Source organism: Teredinibacter haidensis, assembly GCF_014211975.1.
GTDB classification, from domain to species: Bacteria; Pseudomonadota; Gammaproteobacteria; order Pseudomonadales; family Cellvibrionaceae; genus Teredinibacter; species Teredinibacter haidensis.
This window is the reverse complement of sequence record NZ_CP060084.1, coordinates 4314741-4331767: the sequence shown is the minus strand read 5'-3', so window position 1 is coordinate 4331767 and position 17027 is coordinate 4314741. Positions and strand designations below refer to the sequence as shown.

The following is a 17027-nucleotide window of genomic DNA, read 5'->3' as shown; positions in this document are numbered from 1 at the left end:
ACGCCGATAACCCAGCAGAAAACAAACCAAAATGGCTTATCCTCCTTTTGATAGACGAAAGATTCAAAAGTCTGCGGCTCGGAAATATTATCTTGTAGCCAGGCACAAAAAAGCCAATCTTCGCGAAAAAGATTGGCTTCTGATTTGCAGCTGCGATGGATTATTCGGCAGCTCGGGACTCTAGCATGGCAACGGCGGGCAAAACTTTACCTTCTACGTACTCAAGGAAAGCGCCACCACCTGTGGAGATGTAGGAGATTTTATCGGCTAGGTTATACTTATCAATGGCAGCCAAGGTATCGCCACCCCCGGCCAGGGAAAAGGCTTCACTTTCCGCAATGGCGCGAGCCGTGATTTCAGTGCCCTTAGCAAAAGCATCGTACTCGAAAACACCACAAGGGCCGTTCCACAAAATGGTTTTGGCATCTTTCAAGATAGCGGCAACCCTCTCTGCCGTTTCGGGGCCGTAATCGATAATTTCTTCACCGGGCTTAACTTCACTCGTCGATTTGACCTCAACTGCAGAATCGTGAGCCCACTCACCGAAAGAATCTGTTGTAGTTCGGCAGTCTGTAGCAAAGACCACTTCGGTCTCTTTAGTCAGACGCTGAGCTTCAGGGATAAGATCTTTTTCGTACAGAGAATTGCCAACTTCGTGCCCTTGAGCTGCCACAAACGTATTGGAGATACCGCCACCAACAACCAGAATGTCGCAAATTTTAGACAGCGCATCCAGAACAGTTAACTTGGTAGACACCTTGGCACCACCGACAAGTGCGACCATGGGACGAGCAGGCTTGGCCAGTGCTTTTTCCAGGGCATCCAACTCACCCGACAATAGGGGGCCAGCGCAGGCAATAGGGGCAAACTTGGCAACACCGTGGGTAGAGGCCTGAGCGCGGTGAGCAGTACCAAAGGCATCCATAACAAATACATCACACAGGGACGCGTAGGCTTTGGACAACTCTTCGTTATCTTTTTTCTCACCTTTATTGAAACGAACATTCTCCAGAAGTACAACCTCGCCGTCATTGATATCAATACCGGCCTGCCAGTCTTTGGCAACCGCAACATCTTGAGCCAACAACTCGGTTAAACGCGCCGCTACCGGCTTAAGAGAAAACGTCTCTTCGTATTCACCTTCGGTTGGACGACCCAGGTGAGACATCAGCATAACTTTTGCGCCGGCTTGGATGGCCAGTTTAATGGTTGGCAGAGATGCCCGAATGCGAACGTCGGAAGTGATTTTACCGTCCTGAATGGGTACGTTGAGATCCTGACGAATCAGTACGCGCTTGCCTTTCAGATCCAAGTCTTTCATGAGTTTTACTGACATGGTTTTCTCCAGTAGATAAACATAAATAATTACATTGACAGCGAAACAGCAGCCATCAGATTTAGGTTGAGAATATAGGGAAGGGGCTCGCGCGCCACTAGCTGGCTATACCTACGCCTGGCTAAACGAATGTGTCCAGGGCAGGTATCAGACTAGTCTGCAAGCCCGGGCTACGGCCGTAACCGCGCCCGATATAATTGAATTAATCTTCTAAGAGATCTTTTGCAGTGTTAACAATGTTGTCGACGGTAAAACCGAACTGTTCAAACAAAACGCCACCAGGTGCCGATTCTCCAAACGTGGTCATACCGACAATACGTCCGTCGATGCCAACATATTTCCACCAGCAATCCGCATGAGCGGCTTCTACCGCAACACGAGCAGATACCGCTAATGGTAATACAGATTCCTTGTACGCGGCATCCTGCAGATCAAATGTTGAAGTACTGGGCATAGAAACTACACGTACATTCTTACCTTCGCCCGCCAGCTGTTCGGCAGCTTTCATAGTAATACCCACTTCAGAACCGGTCGCAATCAAAATCAGCTCTGGCTCGCCGGCGCTGTCCTTCAGAATGTAGCCACCTTTGCGGGTATTCGCCAACTGCTCTTCGTCCCGAGTCAAGGGATCTAAACCCTGACGACTAAAGATCAATGAGGTTGGCCCATCTTTACGTTCAACCGCCGCTTTCCAGGCTATAGCCGTTTCGGTGGCATCTGCTGGGCGCCAGGTATCCATATTGGGCGTAGCACGCAAGGTCGCCAGCACTTCGATAGGCTGGTGAGTTGGGCCATCTTCACCCTGACCAATAGAGTCGTGGGTGTAAACGAATACGTTGCGCAGCTTCATCAGCGCCGACATACGCACTGCGTTGGCAGCGTACTGTTGGAACATCAGAAAGGTAGCACCATAGTTTACAAAGCCGCCGTGGGCAGAGATGCCGTTCATAATGGCGCTCATACCGAATTCACGCACACCATAGTAAATATAGTTACCACTGCAATCTTCGGCGGTTAAACCTTTGGAGCCCGACCACAAGGTGAGGTTTGAACCGGCGAGATCAGCGGAACCGCCCAGCATTTCTGGCAGGAAGCCACCAAAAGCTTCGATGGTTTTCTGCGAAGCCTGACGGCTGGCAATCTTTTCCATCTTCTGCTGGCATTCTTCGATAAAGGCATTGGACTTCGCATCGAAATCCGCAGGTAGTTCGTTGTTGATCACACGGCGCTCGTACTCGGCGGCCAGTTCTGGGTGGGCGGCTTTATAGGCGTCGAACTTGACGTTCCAGGCTTGCTCAACGTCGCTACCCTTGGTCTTTGCATCCCAGCCAGCGTAGACATCGGCTGGAATAACGAAAGGCGCGTGTGACCAGTTAAGGAATTCACGGGCTGCTTTAATTTCATCATCACCCAAAGGTGCGCCGTGGCAGTTGTGAGTACCTTGCTTGTTGGGCGAACCAAAACCAATGGTGGTTTTGCAACAGATCATGGTTGGCTTGCCGGTTTCTGCTTTGGCGGCTTCGATAGCCGCTTTGATGGCCGCTGCATCATGGCCATCAACACCAGGAATAACGTGCCAGCCGTAGGCTTCAAAACGCTTAGGTGTGTCGTCGGTGAACCAGCCTTCCACTTTACCATCAATGGAAATACCGTTGTCGTCCCAGAAGGCAATCAACTTGCCTAAACCAAGGGTGCCCGCCAAAGAGCACGTTTCATGGGAAATACCTTCCATCAGGCAACCATCACCCAGGAAGCTGTAGGTGTAATGATCAACAATTTCGTGACCATCGCGGTTAAATTGCGCTGCCAGAGTTTTCTCTGCAATCGCCATACCCACGGCATTAGAGATACCCTGCCCCAGAGGGCCAGTGGTGGTTTCCACACCCGGCGTATAGCCGTATTCAGGGTGACCCGGGGTTTTAGAATGCAGTTGACGGAAATTGGCCAGCTCTTCTATGGGTAGATCGTAGCCGCTTAAGTGCAGCAAAGAGTAAATCAGCATGGAGCCGTGGCCGTTGGACAGCACGAAACGGTCGCGATTGCTCCAATCCGGATTTTGTGGATTGTGCGTTAAAAAGTCGTTCCACAGCACTTCGGCAATGTCGGCCATGCCCATGGGGGCGCCGGGGTGTCCGCTGTTGGCTTTTTGTACGGCATCCATGCTAAGGGCACGAATCGCGTTGGCAAGATCTCTGCGTGAAGGCATGTGTCAATGACTCCTGATATGACAATATGAAAGGACTCCCGGCACACTATGAAAACTACTGATACCGGCCGGGATAAGACGGATTTTTAGAGCGCGTATTCTCCCCTACTTGGAAGCACAGGTAAACCGGAATCTTATAGTCACAATGACATTTAGCTCAAATTTCATCGATATTTATTTACTCAGCGATCCGAATTCTGCTTCACGCCCCATGAAACTCAAAATCTATATCAAAATATTTTGATATAGATTTTTCAGCCTGCTAGACTCCAACCCATGAATGCCCTTGTCCAACCACCGACACCACTTGATGCCAACACGCTTTCACCTCTGCTTAAAGCGGCGGGTGACCCCCTGCGCCTGGAGATTCTGCGCGCGCTGGCAACGGATTCGTACGGTGTGACAGAGCTTTGCCTCCTGTTCGAAATAAAGCAGTCGAGCATGAGTCACCACCTAAAAGTACTGGCCAAAGCCAGACTGGTCACCACTCGGCGCGAAGGCAACTCCATTTTTTACCTGCGAAATCATGGCGACAAGCACGAACCGACGGCACAATTACAAAACGCTCTGCACGAAACTATAGACCAAATAACGCCACGCAAAGACTTGCAGGAGCGCATTGAACATATCCATCAGCAACGAGCGAAAGCCTCAGAGGTCTTTTTTGCGGAACATATTAGCGAATTTAAAGAAAAGCAGGATCTGATTGCAGCCTACGGAGTATACGGCGATCAGGTAGCGGAGCTACTCGCATCGAGCTCGATTCCCGCAAGTCAGCAGGCGTTGGAGGTCGGCCCCGGCGAGGGTATTTTTCTGCCCGAACTTGCGAAAAGGTTTGGGCAGGTCTCTGCGCTCGACAACTCAGAGGTAATGCTCAATGCCGCCAGGGAATACGCGCTATCCCAAAACTTTGACAACATCAGTTATGTGCATAACGATACTCGCTACTGTAAAACTATTGGCCCTGTTTTCGATTGCGCCGTGATAAACATGGTGCTGCACCATACCCCCTCCCCCGCACAAATCTTTTCTGATGTTAGTGCCGCGCTGAAACCCTCAGCTGTTTTGCTGGTTTGCGATCTCTGCAACCACGATCAGGATTGGGCGCGCGATGCTTGTGGTGATATCTGGCTAGGCTTCAATCCTCAAGATCTTGGACGCTGGGCAAGAGACAGCGGTTTTCGCGAAGGGCACAGTGTTTACTTCGCTCTGCGCAATGGTTTTCAAATTCAATTACGACAATTTATAAAGGAGCAAGCCTAATGGCTCATTACTCTCTGTTTACCTCGGAGTCGGTTTCCGAGGGCCACCCAGACAAAATGGCAGATCAGATTTCTGACGCCATTTTGGATGCCATTATCAAAGACGACCCCAACTCCCGCGTTGCCGTAGAAACCATGGTCAAAACAGGGATGGCGATTGTCGCTGGTGAAGTGCGCACCTCCACTTATGTCGATCTCGAAGATTTAATTCGCGACGTGATTACCGGTATTGGATACAACTCCAGTGACGTCGGCTTTGACGGCGCCTCCTGCGCGGTGATTAACGCTATTGGCAAACAGTCTTCCGATATTGCCATGGGTGTTGATGAAACCACAGACAAAGATATGGGCGCCGGTGACCAAGGCTTGATGTTCGGCTACGCCACTAACGAAACCGCTGTATTAATGCCAGCCCCCATTTACTACTCACACCGCCTTGTAGAAAAGCAGGCCGAGATGCGTAAAAATGGCACGCATAGCTGGTCGAGGCCCGATGCAAAAAGCCAGGTGACTTTGCGCTACGAGAACGGTCTACCCGTTGCCGTTGATGCGGTCGTTCTTTCTACCCAACATTCACCCGACGTCGCCCAAAAAGATATTCACGAAGCGGTAATGGAAGACATCATCAAGCCTGTCCTTCCCGCAGAGTGGCTGCACAGCGATACCAAGTACCATATCAACCCCACCGGTCAGTTTATTATCGGAGGCCCGGTAGGCGACTGCGGCTTAACCGGCCGAAAAATTATTGTCGATACCTACGGTGGCATGGCTCGTCACGGCGGCGGCGCATTTTCTGGCAAGGATCCGTCCAAGGTTGACAGATCTGCCGCTTACGCCGGTCGTTACGTAGCTAAAAACATTGTCGCTGCTGGCCTTGCGGATCGCTGCGAAATTCAAATCAGCTACGCTATTGGTGTAGCTAAACCAACGTCTATTTCTGTTAATACCTTCGGTACCGGGAAAATTGCTGACGAAAAAATAGAAGCTCTAATAAATGAGCATTTTGATTTGCGCCCACGGGGTTTGATAGAGATGTTGAATTTACTACGCCCGATTTACCAGCAGACGGCGGCTTATGGTCACTTTGGACGCGAGCTGCCAGACTTTACTTGGGAGAAGACGGACAAGACTGAAGAATTGAAAGCAGCGCTTTAAGTTTTACTGGGATTGGTGCCCGCAAGCTCAGCGCGTAATTTTTAGATGTATCGCTTGCTGCAGGCCTTTGGCTCCCCTCCGACCGAGCACATATTGCGGTCGGCAAGACACTAAGAGAGCTAATCGGTATTTGAATCGCCCTACCGGGCGATTCAAATCGCAAAAAATTAGTGCCAAAAATGAATCACAAAATTTAATAGGCCGAGCCAAAGCTCGGCGATAAAACGGAGAACACCATGAGCACATCAGCATTCACCGACTATAAAGTCGCCGATATCTCCCTGGCCGAATGGGGCCGAAAAGAAATTGATATTGCCGAAGGCGAAATGCCCGCGCTGATGGCCCTGCGCAAACGCTACAAGGCCGAACAGCCGCTCGCGGGCGCAAAAATTATGGGTTGTATCCATATGACAATCCAAACCGCCGTCCTGATCGAAACCCTGATCGAACTAGGTGCCGAAGTACGCTGGAGTTCGTGTAATATCTTCTCCACTCAAGATCACGCCGCCGCCGCTATTGCTGCAGCTGGCGTTCCCGTATTTGCCTGGAAGGGTGAAACTGAAGAAGAGTTCTGGTGGTGTATAGAACAAACCATTCTTGAAGGCGGCAAACCCTGGGATGCCAATATGATTCTCGATGATGGCGGCGATTTAACCCTTGTTGTACACGATAAATTCCACGAAATGCTCGACAACATACACGGCATCTCGGAAGAAACTACCACCGGTGTTCACCGCTTAATGGAAATGCTGGAAGAGGGCTCACTAAAAGTTCCCGCCATTAACGTCAACGATGCCGTCACTAAATCTAAGAATGACAACAAGTACGGCTGTCGCCACAGCTTGAACGACGCTATTAAACGCGGTACGGACCACCTTCTCGCCGGGAAAAAGGCGCTTGTGATCGGTTACGGTGATGTGGGTAAAGGCTCCGCAGCCTCACTTCGCCAGGAAGGAATGATCGTTAAAATATCCGAGATCGACCCGATCTGCGCCATGCAGGCCTGCATGGATGGTTTTGAAGTGGTTTCGCCCTACAACAATGGGATTAACACCGGCAAAGCCGGGGATATTAATCTCGACCTGTTAACCAAAACGGATTTAATTGTCACCACCACGGGCAACACCAATGTATGTGATGCAGCAATGCTGCAAACGCTAAAAAATGGTGCCGTAGTATGCAATATCGGTCACTTCGATAATGAAATTGATACTGCATTTATGCGTAAAAACTGGGAGTGGGATGAAATCAAACCCCAGGTGCATAAGATATATCGCAACAAACCAACGAACGACCATCTCATTTTGTTATCCGAAGGCCGTCTCGTAAACCTAGGAAACGCTACAGGCCATCCCTCACGCATTATGGATGGTTCCTTCGCCAACCAGGTACTTGCGCAAATCTATTTGTATGAGAACAAATTTGCCGACTTCCCCTCCCACGAAAAATCCCAACAACTTTACGTAAAAGTCCTGCCTAAAAAACTCGACGAAGAAGTCGCCAAAGCGATGGTCGAAGGCTTCTGCGGCGTAATGACACAACTGACAGAAGAACAAGCTAAATACATTAACGTCGATGTTAATGGGCCTTATAAGCCGGAATTTTATAAATATTAATGGTGTTGAGATAGATTTTCTTCGCCCAACCGATATGTCGACATCAAGGCCAAGGTTGGGCTGAGCAAGGCTCAGCCTCAACACAAGCACACGGAATATTGCCATGAGTAACGAAGATAAAGATATCAACCTAAGCTTCGAGTTTTTCCCACCCAAAACGGAGCAAGGCCAGGAAAAGCTTAAAGCGGTTCGCACCCAGCTCAACAAACTGAACCCCGATTTCTTTTCGGTCACCTACGGCGCCGGCGGCTCTACCCGAGACAACACCAAAGGCGTGATTAAAGCCATGCGCGAGGAGGGCTTGCCCGCTGCGCCGCACCTATCTTTTGGTGGTGACCACGAAGAAACCATGTATGAAATGGTCGACGGCTATAAAAGCATTGGAGTCGATCGAATTGTCGCCCTGCGTGGTGACATGCCCTCGGGTATGGGAGCCGCCATGCAAATGGTGTATGCCAATGAATTAGTCGCATTTATCCGCGAAAAATTTGGTAACCATTTTCATCTTTCGGTGGCTGCCTATCCTGAAATTCACCCCGAAGCCAGAAGCTACAGAGAAGATGTCCGCTACTTGAAAGGAAAATTCGATGCGGGTGCAAACAGCGCCATTACCCAGTACTTTTACAATCCCGACGCGTACTTTTATTTTCTGGAAGAATGCGGAAAAGAAGGGATTGATGCACCGATAATTCCCGGCATTATGCCCATTACCAACTATCAAAACCTCGCTCGCTTTAGCGATGCCTGCGGTGCCGAAATTCCGCGCTGGATTCGCAAACGTTTGGACGACTTTAGCGGCAATAACGAAAGCCTAACCTCATTTGCTACCGATCTAGTTACCGAACTGTGTGAAACACTATTGGAAAACGGAGCGCCCGGCTTACATTTTTACACCATGAATCAAATAGAACCTACGCGTTCAATTGTCTTAAACCTCGGCTTGAGCGAATAAATACACTGTGCGTATCCCTCGCATCTACACACCACAAGCCATCACGCCTTCTTCCCTGCTCGAACTGGAAGAAGGTGCTTCCCATCATCTGTTAAAAGTGTTGCGCATGCAGGCTGGACGGGAGCTGATTCTATTTAATAATTCCGGCATTGAATTTCCCGCGGTTATTGAACAATCTGGGAAAAAAATTGCGGTCGTTTCCGTAGGAGAGGAAATACCATTCAATAGAGAGTCTCCCCTTATGACCGAATTGGCCATCGGTATTTCCCGTGGAGACCGTTTCGACTGGGTATTGCAAAAAGCCACGGAACTGGGGGTAACCCGTATTGTGCCGCTTTTTACCGAACGTACTGAAGTAAGATTAAACAACGAACGTTTACTGAAGCGCCAACAACAATGGGAAAAAATTCTTATTGGCGCCTGTGAGCAGTGCCAGCGCAACACGCTGCCCGACCTCCTACCAGCAACACCTTTACAGCATTACCTCGACAACTGTGATACCGACTATAAATTTATTCTTCACCACCGCTCAGAAACTAGGCTCGCTGAATTAAACAAGCCTAGCTCGGTATCACTTCTAATTGGCCCAGAAGGAGGATTGAATAGCGATGAGATATTGCAGGCGGAGGCCCGTGGCTTCACATCATTAGCACTAGGCCCAAGGGTATTGCGTACAGAAACAGCCCCTATCGCAACTCTGGCTATATTCCAAACCCTCTGGGGTGATATATAACAAAATTTTACGCCATTTTACTTTTCTCAATGACTAGACTTGCCATAATCTTTCCTCACTAATGCATTGTCGCAACAAGGAAGAATAATGAAGTTTAAGATTGCTCTAAAATTATTGTTACTGCTGAATTTTACCTTACTGTTCGCCTGTGGCGGTGGTGGGAGTGCAGCTAGAGACGATGGTGGGAACGGGGCCAACACAACTCCTGCCCCCGACGACAGCCTGGAAGATATTCGCCCGGTGCTCGAATCCACCTATAGCGACGTTATCAAAGGTTGTGCTCTCGCCGACACAACTGCGGAGCTGTGTACGCTAAGCACCCTGCCTCTTCTCGGTATGGAAGCCGAAAACCCAAGCATAAACGATATTATGACGCGTGTTCTGGTCTCCCATGATTGGATGGGCACACGTTTTGAGGCTCTGCTAGCCGAATACCCACCCAGTATGCTGCAACTATTTAAGGGCCTCACCGCCATAGTTATCGACGATGACATCCGCCCGGCACACTACCGAAGCGAAACCGGTGCAATTTATCTTGATCCCTTTTATTTGTGGACCAACAACGAAGAAAAAATCACCATCAACCCGAAAGAAGATTACCGCTCAAGCTACTCTGATCCACTCTCTTTCCGGGCCTGGGGACGCTACCTAAAGAACGGCGATTATGCTTTTTCCTATGGTGCACTTGACGACGAAGAGCCTCGCTCTATGCAGGATACGGTCTTGATCAGCGCCCGCCTGCTTATTCACGAACTTGCACACGTAAACGATTTTTTACCACCCAGCAGCTACGACAATATCAACCGCAACTATCTCGTGCTACAGGCCATACAGTCTTTAGTCGATGGGCGCTTATCTGATCGCCTAAGCGAATACAGCCCACTACACTCTGACCTATTAGAGGACCTTGCTAAAGTCATGTTCCATGGGACCACGGCCTCATTTACACAAAAATATATGACTGCTACGGAAGTTGGTGAAGAATTCGAAACGGATGCCGCCGCCGATGCCTATAGTTACAGCAACCAGTTCGAAGACCTAGCCATGTTATTTGAGGTTATTCTGATGAAGTATTACTGGGATTTGGACTATCAGGTGGCATTTGTCGAACCAACCGGCGCCGAGTATTACTGCGATGACTACATCATCGGTTGGGGCGCGTACGGCTGGATTGGAGACACCGACGTGAAAAATCGAGCCCTATTTGTCACAAACGAATTAACGCCAGAGCTTGATCTCTCCATGTTTTACCAAGAGCTAGCGGCTCCGCAGCTCAACCAATCAGGCTCTAACTGGTGTATAGCATCAACCTCAGCAGGGCTTTCAAAGCCAAACAATGTAAGCCAAAGAATGCCCATCAACCCGCGTGACTTCGAAAGGCGGCCTCACTAAGCCTTTATACAAACAAAAAAATAGCCAGCGGATTAAGGCTGGCTATTCACGCTTTCCGCACATAATCATTAGGGTGAAACTACGTTCAGCCCGTAATCCTGTTTAAACATTTCAATAATACCCTTAATCGACTCTCGGCTGGGGGGCTCTACATGTGCCAGAGGATATTCCAGGCCCATCTCCTCCCACTTTGGCTTACCCAAGCGATGATAGGGAAGAATTTCGATTTTCTTCACATTCTTCATCGGCGACAGAAATTTCGCCAACGATCTTAGATCATTTTCCTCATCGGTATAGCCTGGCACGAGCACATGGCGAATCCAGATGGGGTGCTCAATATCGGCGAGAAAACGAGCAAAATTCCGGGGCTTATCATTCCCCACTCCAGTGAGCGCTTCATGTTTAAGCCGATCAATATGCTTGAGATCCAACAGAATTAAATCCGTGTAAGACAGCAGCTCATCCAGCTTTTCACCATAAAGGTGATCGGAGACATAGCCATTAGTATCGAGACAAGTGTGAAAACCTAGCTTTTTTAACTGTTTAAACAACAAGGTAACGAACTCTGGCTGCAGCAAAGCTTCACCACCAGAAACTGTCACACCACCATTCGAGGCCTGCAGAAACGGGCGAAACGGCAATACGCGCTCAACAACTTCCGCAACACTGTATAAGCTGCCTGCACGAAGATCCCAACTATCCCGGTTGTGGCAATATTTACAGCGGAACTGACAACCCTGCATAAACACAACGACACGCAGGCCTGGGCCATCTAACGCGCTGCTGTTCTCAAACGAGTGGATACGACCGAGCATATGCTCTTGGTCAATATCGACAAAATTAATATCTTGAAATCGGTTCATATATAAAAAATTAACAGTGCTCCGGAATCGGCTGTAAATCTGGAGGAACATACTCTGATCGAGATTTTTCCTGCGATATAAGCGCGCGACTATAATGGTTGAACATCACCTCTTTATCCAGTAACCATTTGTTCTGACGAACAAAATCTTCCGAAGACTTGGTATTCTCCGTAAGAGACATAAAGTGACGAATGGCTCTCACCCAGGCAAACGTTAGAGTTTCGTGGTACTGGGATTTATCAATTCCATTTTGCTCCAAAAGACGCAACAAACCATTTCTGATTTTTTGCAGTGCACCATTCACGTCATTCAATACCAGCTCAATATAGGCCAGCCTGACATGTTCTCGGTGATGAAAAGCCGTCACCTCAAGCGTGCTGTTTTCGAAGGCGGATAGGAAGCTTTTATCTATATCTGAAATACAATGCGGCATAGGGGATTCTCCAACGGAGAGTGTATTCGGAATCGCTGTTTTTTTGTTCGAAGTGGATCAAATGGTTGCGAAATTTGGGGCATAGCTGCGCCACAACTCTCAACGGCCAAAGGATACTGTGCACTTTCCCTGTGGCTTCCACGGTGCCTTTACACCGTAAAGGCATACATTCGATATTCAGTGCCCCTCTCGTTACAAAGAAGACGCAAATCAAGTCCATAAAAAACAGGAACCCTTTCGGATTCCTGCTGTTTCTGGATTACTACAATACCATAAAGTTCAGAAGCGGCCACCGAAGCGGCCGACGACATTTAATGCTTTACAGGCTAGCGTGGAAAGTACGACCGATAACATCCTGCTGCTGCTCTTTGGTTAACTTGTTAAAGTTAACCGCATAACCAGAAACACGAATCGTCAGCTGTGGGTACTTTTCAGGGTTATCCATGGCATCCAACAACAACTCTCGGTTCATCACATTAACGTTGATATGATGACCCTTTGCACCGAAGTAACCATCCAAGAGGCCGACCAAGTTACTGGCTTTCTCTTTGGCTTCGTTGCCCAGTGAGTTTGGCACCATGCTCATGGTGTAGGAGATGCCATCTTCAGAATCTTCATACGGAAGCTTGGCAACACTCAACAAGGAGGCCAACGCACCATTCGTGTCACGACCGTGCATAGGGTTCGCACCCGGAGCAAATGGCTCGCCTGCACGACGTCCATCAGGCGTATTACCGGTCTTTTTACCGTAAACCACATTGGATGTGATCGTTAATACAGACTGAGTAGGCTCTGACTCGCGGTAGGTTTCGTTGGAGCGAACATGATCCATAAAACGAGAAACGATATCGCAGGCAATGCTGTCTACACGATCATCGTTGTTACCATATTTAGGGAAATCACCTTCGGTTTCGTAGTCTTTCACCAAGCCATCGTCACCCAGAATTGGCTTAACTTTGGCGTACTTGATAGCACTCAACGAATCAGCAACGATAGACAACCCAGCAATACCACAAGCCAGTGTACGATGCACATCACGATCATGCAGCGCCATTAACGGTGTTTCGTATGCATATTTATCGTGCATAAAATGAATGATATTCAAAGCAGACACATAGGTTTTAGCCAGCCAACTCATATAGTCGTCGAAGCGGGCCATGACCTTGTCGTAATCTAGCACGTCATCAGCCATCACATCGGCTTTTGGACCCACCTGCATACCGGTCTTCTCATCTACACCACCATTAATTGAGTACAGCAGAGTTTTACCCAAATTGGCGCGAGCGCCAAAGAATTGCATTTGCTTACCAATAGGCATAGCAGATACACAGCAGGCAATACCGTAGTCATCACCAAATCTGTCTCGCATTAAATCGTCGTTTTCATACTGAATGGACGAAGTATCGATCGATACCTTGGCGCAATAATCTTTAAAGCCTATAGGCAGGCTTTCAGACCAAAGCACGGTCAGATTAGGCTCTGGTGCTGGCCCCAGGTTGTATAAGGTTTGCAGAACACGGAAAGAACTTTTAGTTACAAGTGCGCGGCCATCAAGCCCCATACCACCGATAGCCTCGGTTACCCAGGTGGGGTCGCCGGAGAACAGTTCGTCATATTCAGGGGTACGCAGGAAGCGAACCAAACGCAGCTTGATAACCAGGTCGTCAATCATTTCCTGAGCGTCGGCTTCAGTAATGCGGCCCGCGTCGATATCACGCTGCATGTAAATATCAAGGAAAGTACTGGTACGACCAAAGCTCATGGCAGCGCCATTCTGAGATTTAACGGCAGCCAGGTATCCAAAGTAAGCCCACTGAACCGCTTCACGGGCGTTTGCCGCCGGACGGCTGATATCAAAACCGTAGCTTTCGGCCATAACTTTAATATCTTCCAACGCGCGCATTTGCTCGGATAGCTCTTCACGCAACAGGATAGTCTTGGCGTTCATGACCCAGGATTCAGTTTCAACTTTTTCGGCTTTCTTGGCTGCAACTAGGAAATTTGTGCCGTAGAGGGCGATACGACGGTAGTCACCAATAATACGACCTCGGCCGTATGCATCGGGCAGACCAGTAATCACGCCCACCTTACGGCAGCGTAGAATTTCTGGAGTGTAGGCATCAAACACGCCGTTGTTGTGAGTTTTACGGTATTTGGTGAACGTTTCCAGAACGTCTGGATTGAGGGATTTGCCGTAAGTTTCGCAGGATGTCTGTACCATTCGAATGCCGCCGTAGGGGACAATCGCACGCTTTAAAGGGGCATCGGTTTGCAAGCCAACAATGACCTCCAGCGCCATATTGATATAACCGGCGTTATGGGAGGTAACAGAAGCGGGTGTATCAACGTCAAAATCCAGAGGGCCACCTTTTTCCTGCTCCGCTTTCAATAATTCGAGCGTTTCTTTCCATAGCTGTTCTGTGCGGTAGGTTGGGCCAGAAAGAAAGGAGTCGTCGCCCTGGTAGGGCTGATAGTTCTGCTGGATAAAATCTCTTACATCGACATTTTCCTGCCAGTTACCGGGGGCAAAATTTTCCCAAGGGTTCGCCAGCGGCACATCTATTGAGTTGGCTGTGTCCTTGCTGGGTATATCCGCTTTAATGTTCATGGAAGCCTCTTTAGATCTCACCGCCTTTTGGGCCGCTATCGATCATGGTTATTTGCCTGATTCAGGCGATTAAAAAAACACGGATATTGCCGCCGCCAACCTACAATGACTCATCATGGAGATCTCTTTTTGGCACGGGGTTCGGCGTTATAAGTATTGAGTTGAAGACTCAAGAACAGCACGACGGATGCAACACCCAAGGGGTTTTAAACTCTTGTTATGGACATTGTACGCCCCTAATCCATACATTGTTTGACATAGATCATACGCCTGGAGGTTCTCACTATTGCAATTTGTTTGGTGAATGCCGGACATCAACAGCATTCGCAATATCTATACATGGGCATCGACACCAGCAATCACGGCCCAATTCTTGCTCTACTTTTTGCTCGCTAGCGGCGTATGAATTCAAGGTTAGGCCCGTAGCATGACACCACATCTTCACCTCCATTCATATACGCAACAAATTCCATACAACCGAAATACTTCATAGCTGTCTCACACAATTTTTTTGCAAGCTATGACTAGCGGAAATTCAAGCTTGGCGGTTGAGCGGAAAGTAACGACGTACATATTGAAAACCGTGCCCTTAATGGCGGCCAGCGCCAAATTAACGCTGAGATAGCTTGGGTTTCTAATCGACCAACAGGTTATTTTTCCGGAGGTGGCGCAACCCTCAGAACCTCTGCCAAGGTGGTTTTCCCCTGGGCAATTTTTTGTGCTCCAGAGAGCCGCAAGGTACGCATTCCTTCACGCATTGCCTGCTGGCGCATTGCCTGCAAATCCAACTCAGCCGTTACATGGGATTGTACGGATTCGCTAAGAGAAAGAATCTCATATATACCCTGACGCCCCAAATAACCCGTATTGCGACACTCAAGGCAGCCCTCGGGCTCGTAGACTACAGCGGGCTTGGCCACTTTCCAGGGCTTAATCAGCATATCCCAATCGGCATTACTAATTTGCGCTTCGCGCTTGCAATGGGGGCAAAGCGTTCGTACCAGTCGCTGGGCCATTACCCCCAATACGGTGGATTTCAACAAATAACTGGGAATACCCAAATCCAACAGGCGAGTAATTGCGGCAGAGGCGTCATTAGTATGCAATGTGGACAACACCAAGTGACCGGTTAATGCCGCCTGTACCGCCATTTGTGCAGTTTCTTTATCCCGGATCTCGCCCACCATAATAATATCCGGGTCTTGCCGCATCAGTGTGCGTATGCCAGAGGCGAAATCGAACTCGATATTGTGCTGTACCTGGGTTTGATTGAACGCCTCTTCCACCATTTCAATAGGGTCTTCAATAGTCGAGACATTAACCTGCTCAGTAGCCAATTGACGCAAGGTAGAATAGAGCGTTGTGGTCTTACCAGAGCCGGTGGGGCCCGTCACCAGCAAAATACCATGCGGCTGTTCGGTCATACCCTGCCAGCGCTTATAATCTTCACCCATTAATCCCAGCTCTTCGAAGGTGCGAAAAAGTACATCGGGATCAAAAATACGCATCACCAGCTTTTCGCCAAAAGCCGTAGGCAGAGTAGACAAACGCAGCTCGGCCTCCATACCGTTCGGCCGTTTTGTTTTTAATCGCCCATCTTGCGGTTTGCGTTTTTCGGCCACATTCATGCGACCGAGAATTTTTAAGCGACTAACAATCGCCGTAGAGACGTTCGCAGGAAATTCGTAGATGCTGTGCAACACCCCATCGATACGAAAGCGCATACGGGAAACTTCTCTGCGCGGTTCAATATGGATATCACTGGCGCGCTGATCAAAGGCGTATTGCAGCAACCAGTCGACAATATTCACCACATGCTGGTCGTTGGCTTCAGGATCTTTCAGCTTGCCCAACTCTAAAAGCTGCTCGAAATTGGCTGCACCGGAGGGCTTGTTGCCACCACCATCTTCTGCGCCGGAAATAGAACGCGCCAGAGAGTAAAACTCAACCCGATAACGTTCGATATCCGAGGGTAGAGCAATCACTCGCTTAATGGGCTGCCTTACCGTTTGCGCCAGCTGGGGCACCCAATCGGTCAAATACGGCTGAGTGACAGCAATAGTAACCACCTCGGCGCTAATACCGACACACAACAAGCCGTGGCGCTTGGCAAACTGATAGGACATTACATCCGAAACCTCAGCCACCGGAACTTTCATCGGATCGATATGGAACATACTTAACCCACACTTTTGTGCCATCCACTCGGCTAGGTGTGTTTCATCCAATTTTTTACCGGGGTTACGCAAATCATCCAAAGCCTCCGACGCAATATAGCTAAGCGGGGGCATCATGGTTTGCTCCCGGGTACGATGGGCCCCCGTCAGCAAATTAGCTTCTTCCCTGGGCACAATTCCCTCATCGGCAAGATTTAGTAAAATGGATCGTAAATCCAGTGAGCGTTCGGCAACAAAATCTGATTTCATGTTCACACAGGTATTATCATTAGTTTGAGACGATTGTAGCTGTTT

General features: G+C 48.9%; 12 protein-coding genes. 6 read left to right on the top strand and 6 right to left on the bottom strand.

The window, feature by feature from the left end; all coding sequences use genetic code 11:
* Positions 1 to 160: 160 nt before the first annotated feature.
* Both H5715_RS17665 and tkt read right to left on the bottom strand, forming a co-directional pair.
* On the bottom strand, positions 161 to 1336 hold the full coding sequence (locus H5715_RS17665; RefSeq protein WP_075184851.1) for a phosphoglycerate kinase: 1176 nt from the start codon (positions 1334 to 1336) through the stop codon (positions 161 to 163).
* Positions 1337 to 1538: 202 nt separating this feature from the next.
* The gene (tkt, locus tag H5715_RS17660) at positions 1539 to 3542 is read right to left on the bottom strand and encodes a transketolase (RefSeq protein ID WP_075184850.1); all 2004 of its coding nucleotides are present in this window, start codon (positions 3540 to 3542) and stop codon (positions 1539 to 1541) included.
* Positions 3543 to 3818: 276 nt separating this feature from the next.
* On the opposite strand from tkt, the gene H5715_RS17655 reads away from it, so the two are divergent.
* The 6 genes from H5715_RS17655 to H5715_RS17630 all read left to right on the top strand — a co-directional run bounded on the left by H5715_RS17655 (position 3819) and on the right by H5715_RS17630 (position 10652).
* Positions 3819 to 4805, top strand: a complete 987-nt coding sequence (locus tag H5715_RS17655; protein WP_075184849.1) for an ArsR/SmtB family transcription factor — start codon at positions 3819 to 3821, stop codon at positions 4803 to 4805.
* The gene (gene metK, locus H5715_RS17650; RefSeq protein ID WP_075184848.1) at positions 4805 to 5959 is read left to right on the top strand and encodes a methionine adenosyltransferase; all 1155 of its coding nucleotides are present in this window, start codon (positions 4805 to 4807) and stop codon (positions 5957 to 5959) included. The genes H5715_RS17655 and metK overlap by 1 nt, the downstream gene beginning before the upstream one ends.
* A 236-nt stretch (positions 5960 to 6195) precedes the next feature.
* The gene (gene ahcY, locus H5715_RS17645; RefSeq protein ID WP_075184847.1) at positions 6196 to 7575 is read left to right on the top strand and encodes an adenosylhomocysteinase; all 1380 of its coding nucleotides are present in this window, start codon (positions 6196 to 6198) and stop codon (positions 7573 to 7575) included.
* 103 nt (positions 7576 to 7678) lie between these two features.
* Positions 7679 to 8527, top strand: a complete 849-nt coding sequence (gene metF, locus H5715_RS17640; RefSeq protein ID WP_075184846.1) for a methylenetetrahydrofolate reductase [NAD(P)H] — start codon at positions 7679 to 7681, stop codon at positions 8525 to 8527.
* A gap of 7 nt (positions 8528 to 8534) precedes the next feature.
* Entirely contained in the window at positions 8535 to 9260 is a 726-nt protein-coding gene (locus H5715_RS17635) for a 16S rRNA (uracil(1498)-N(3))-methyltransferase (RefSeq protein WP_075184845.1), read from the top strand.
* 87 nt (positions 9261 to 9347) lie between these two features.
* Complete coding sequence (locus tag H5715_RS17630; RefSeq protein WP_075184844.1) at positions 9348 to 10652, top strand: hypothetical protein; 1305 nt, start codon at positions 9348 to 9350, stop codon at positions 10650 to 10652.
* A gap of 68 nt (positions 10653 to 10720) precedes the next feature.
* Here the strand turns inward: H5715_RS17630 and pflA are convergent, their stop codons facing one another.
* The 4 genes from pflA to tfpB all read right to left on the bottom strand — a co-directional run bounded on the left by pflA (position 10721) and on the right by tfpB (position 16982).
* Positions 10721 to 11515 carry a pyruvate formate-lyase-activating protein gene (gene pflA / locus H5715_RS17625; RefSeq protein ID WP_221892314.1) on the bottom strand — a complete coding sequence of 265 codons (795 nt, stop codon included), beginning with the start codon at positions 11513 to 11515 and terminating at the stop codon, positions 10721 to 10723.
* 10 nt (positions 11516 to 11525) lie between these two features.
* Positions 11526 to 11948 (bottom strand): hypothetical protein, encoded by a 423-nt coding sequence (locus H5715_RS17620; protein WP_075184843.1) that lies wholly within the window; start codon positions 11946 to 11948, stop codon positions 11526 to 11528.
* A 319-nt stretch (positions 11949 to 12267) separates the two neighbouring features.
* A complete protein-coding gene (gene pflB, locus H5715_RS17615; RefSeq protein WP_075184842.1) occupies positions 12268 to 14556 on the bottom strand; it encodes a formate C-acetyltransferase in 2289 nt (762 codons plus the stop codon).
* Between the two features lie 650 nt (positions 14557 to 15206).
* Positions 15207 to 16982, bottom strand: a complete 1776-nt coding sequence (gene tfpB, locus H5715_RS17610) for a type IV pilus assembly ATPase TfpB (RefSeq protein WP_075184985.1) — start codon at positions 16980 to 16982, stop codon at positions 15207 to 15209.
* Between the last annotated feature and the right edge of the window lie 45 nt (positions 16983 to 17027).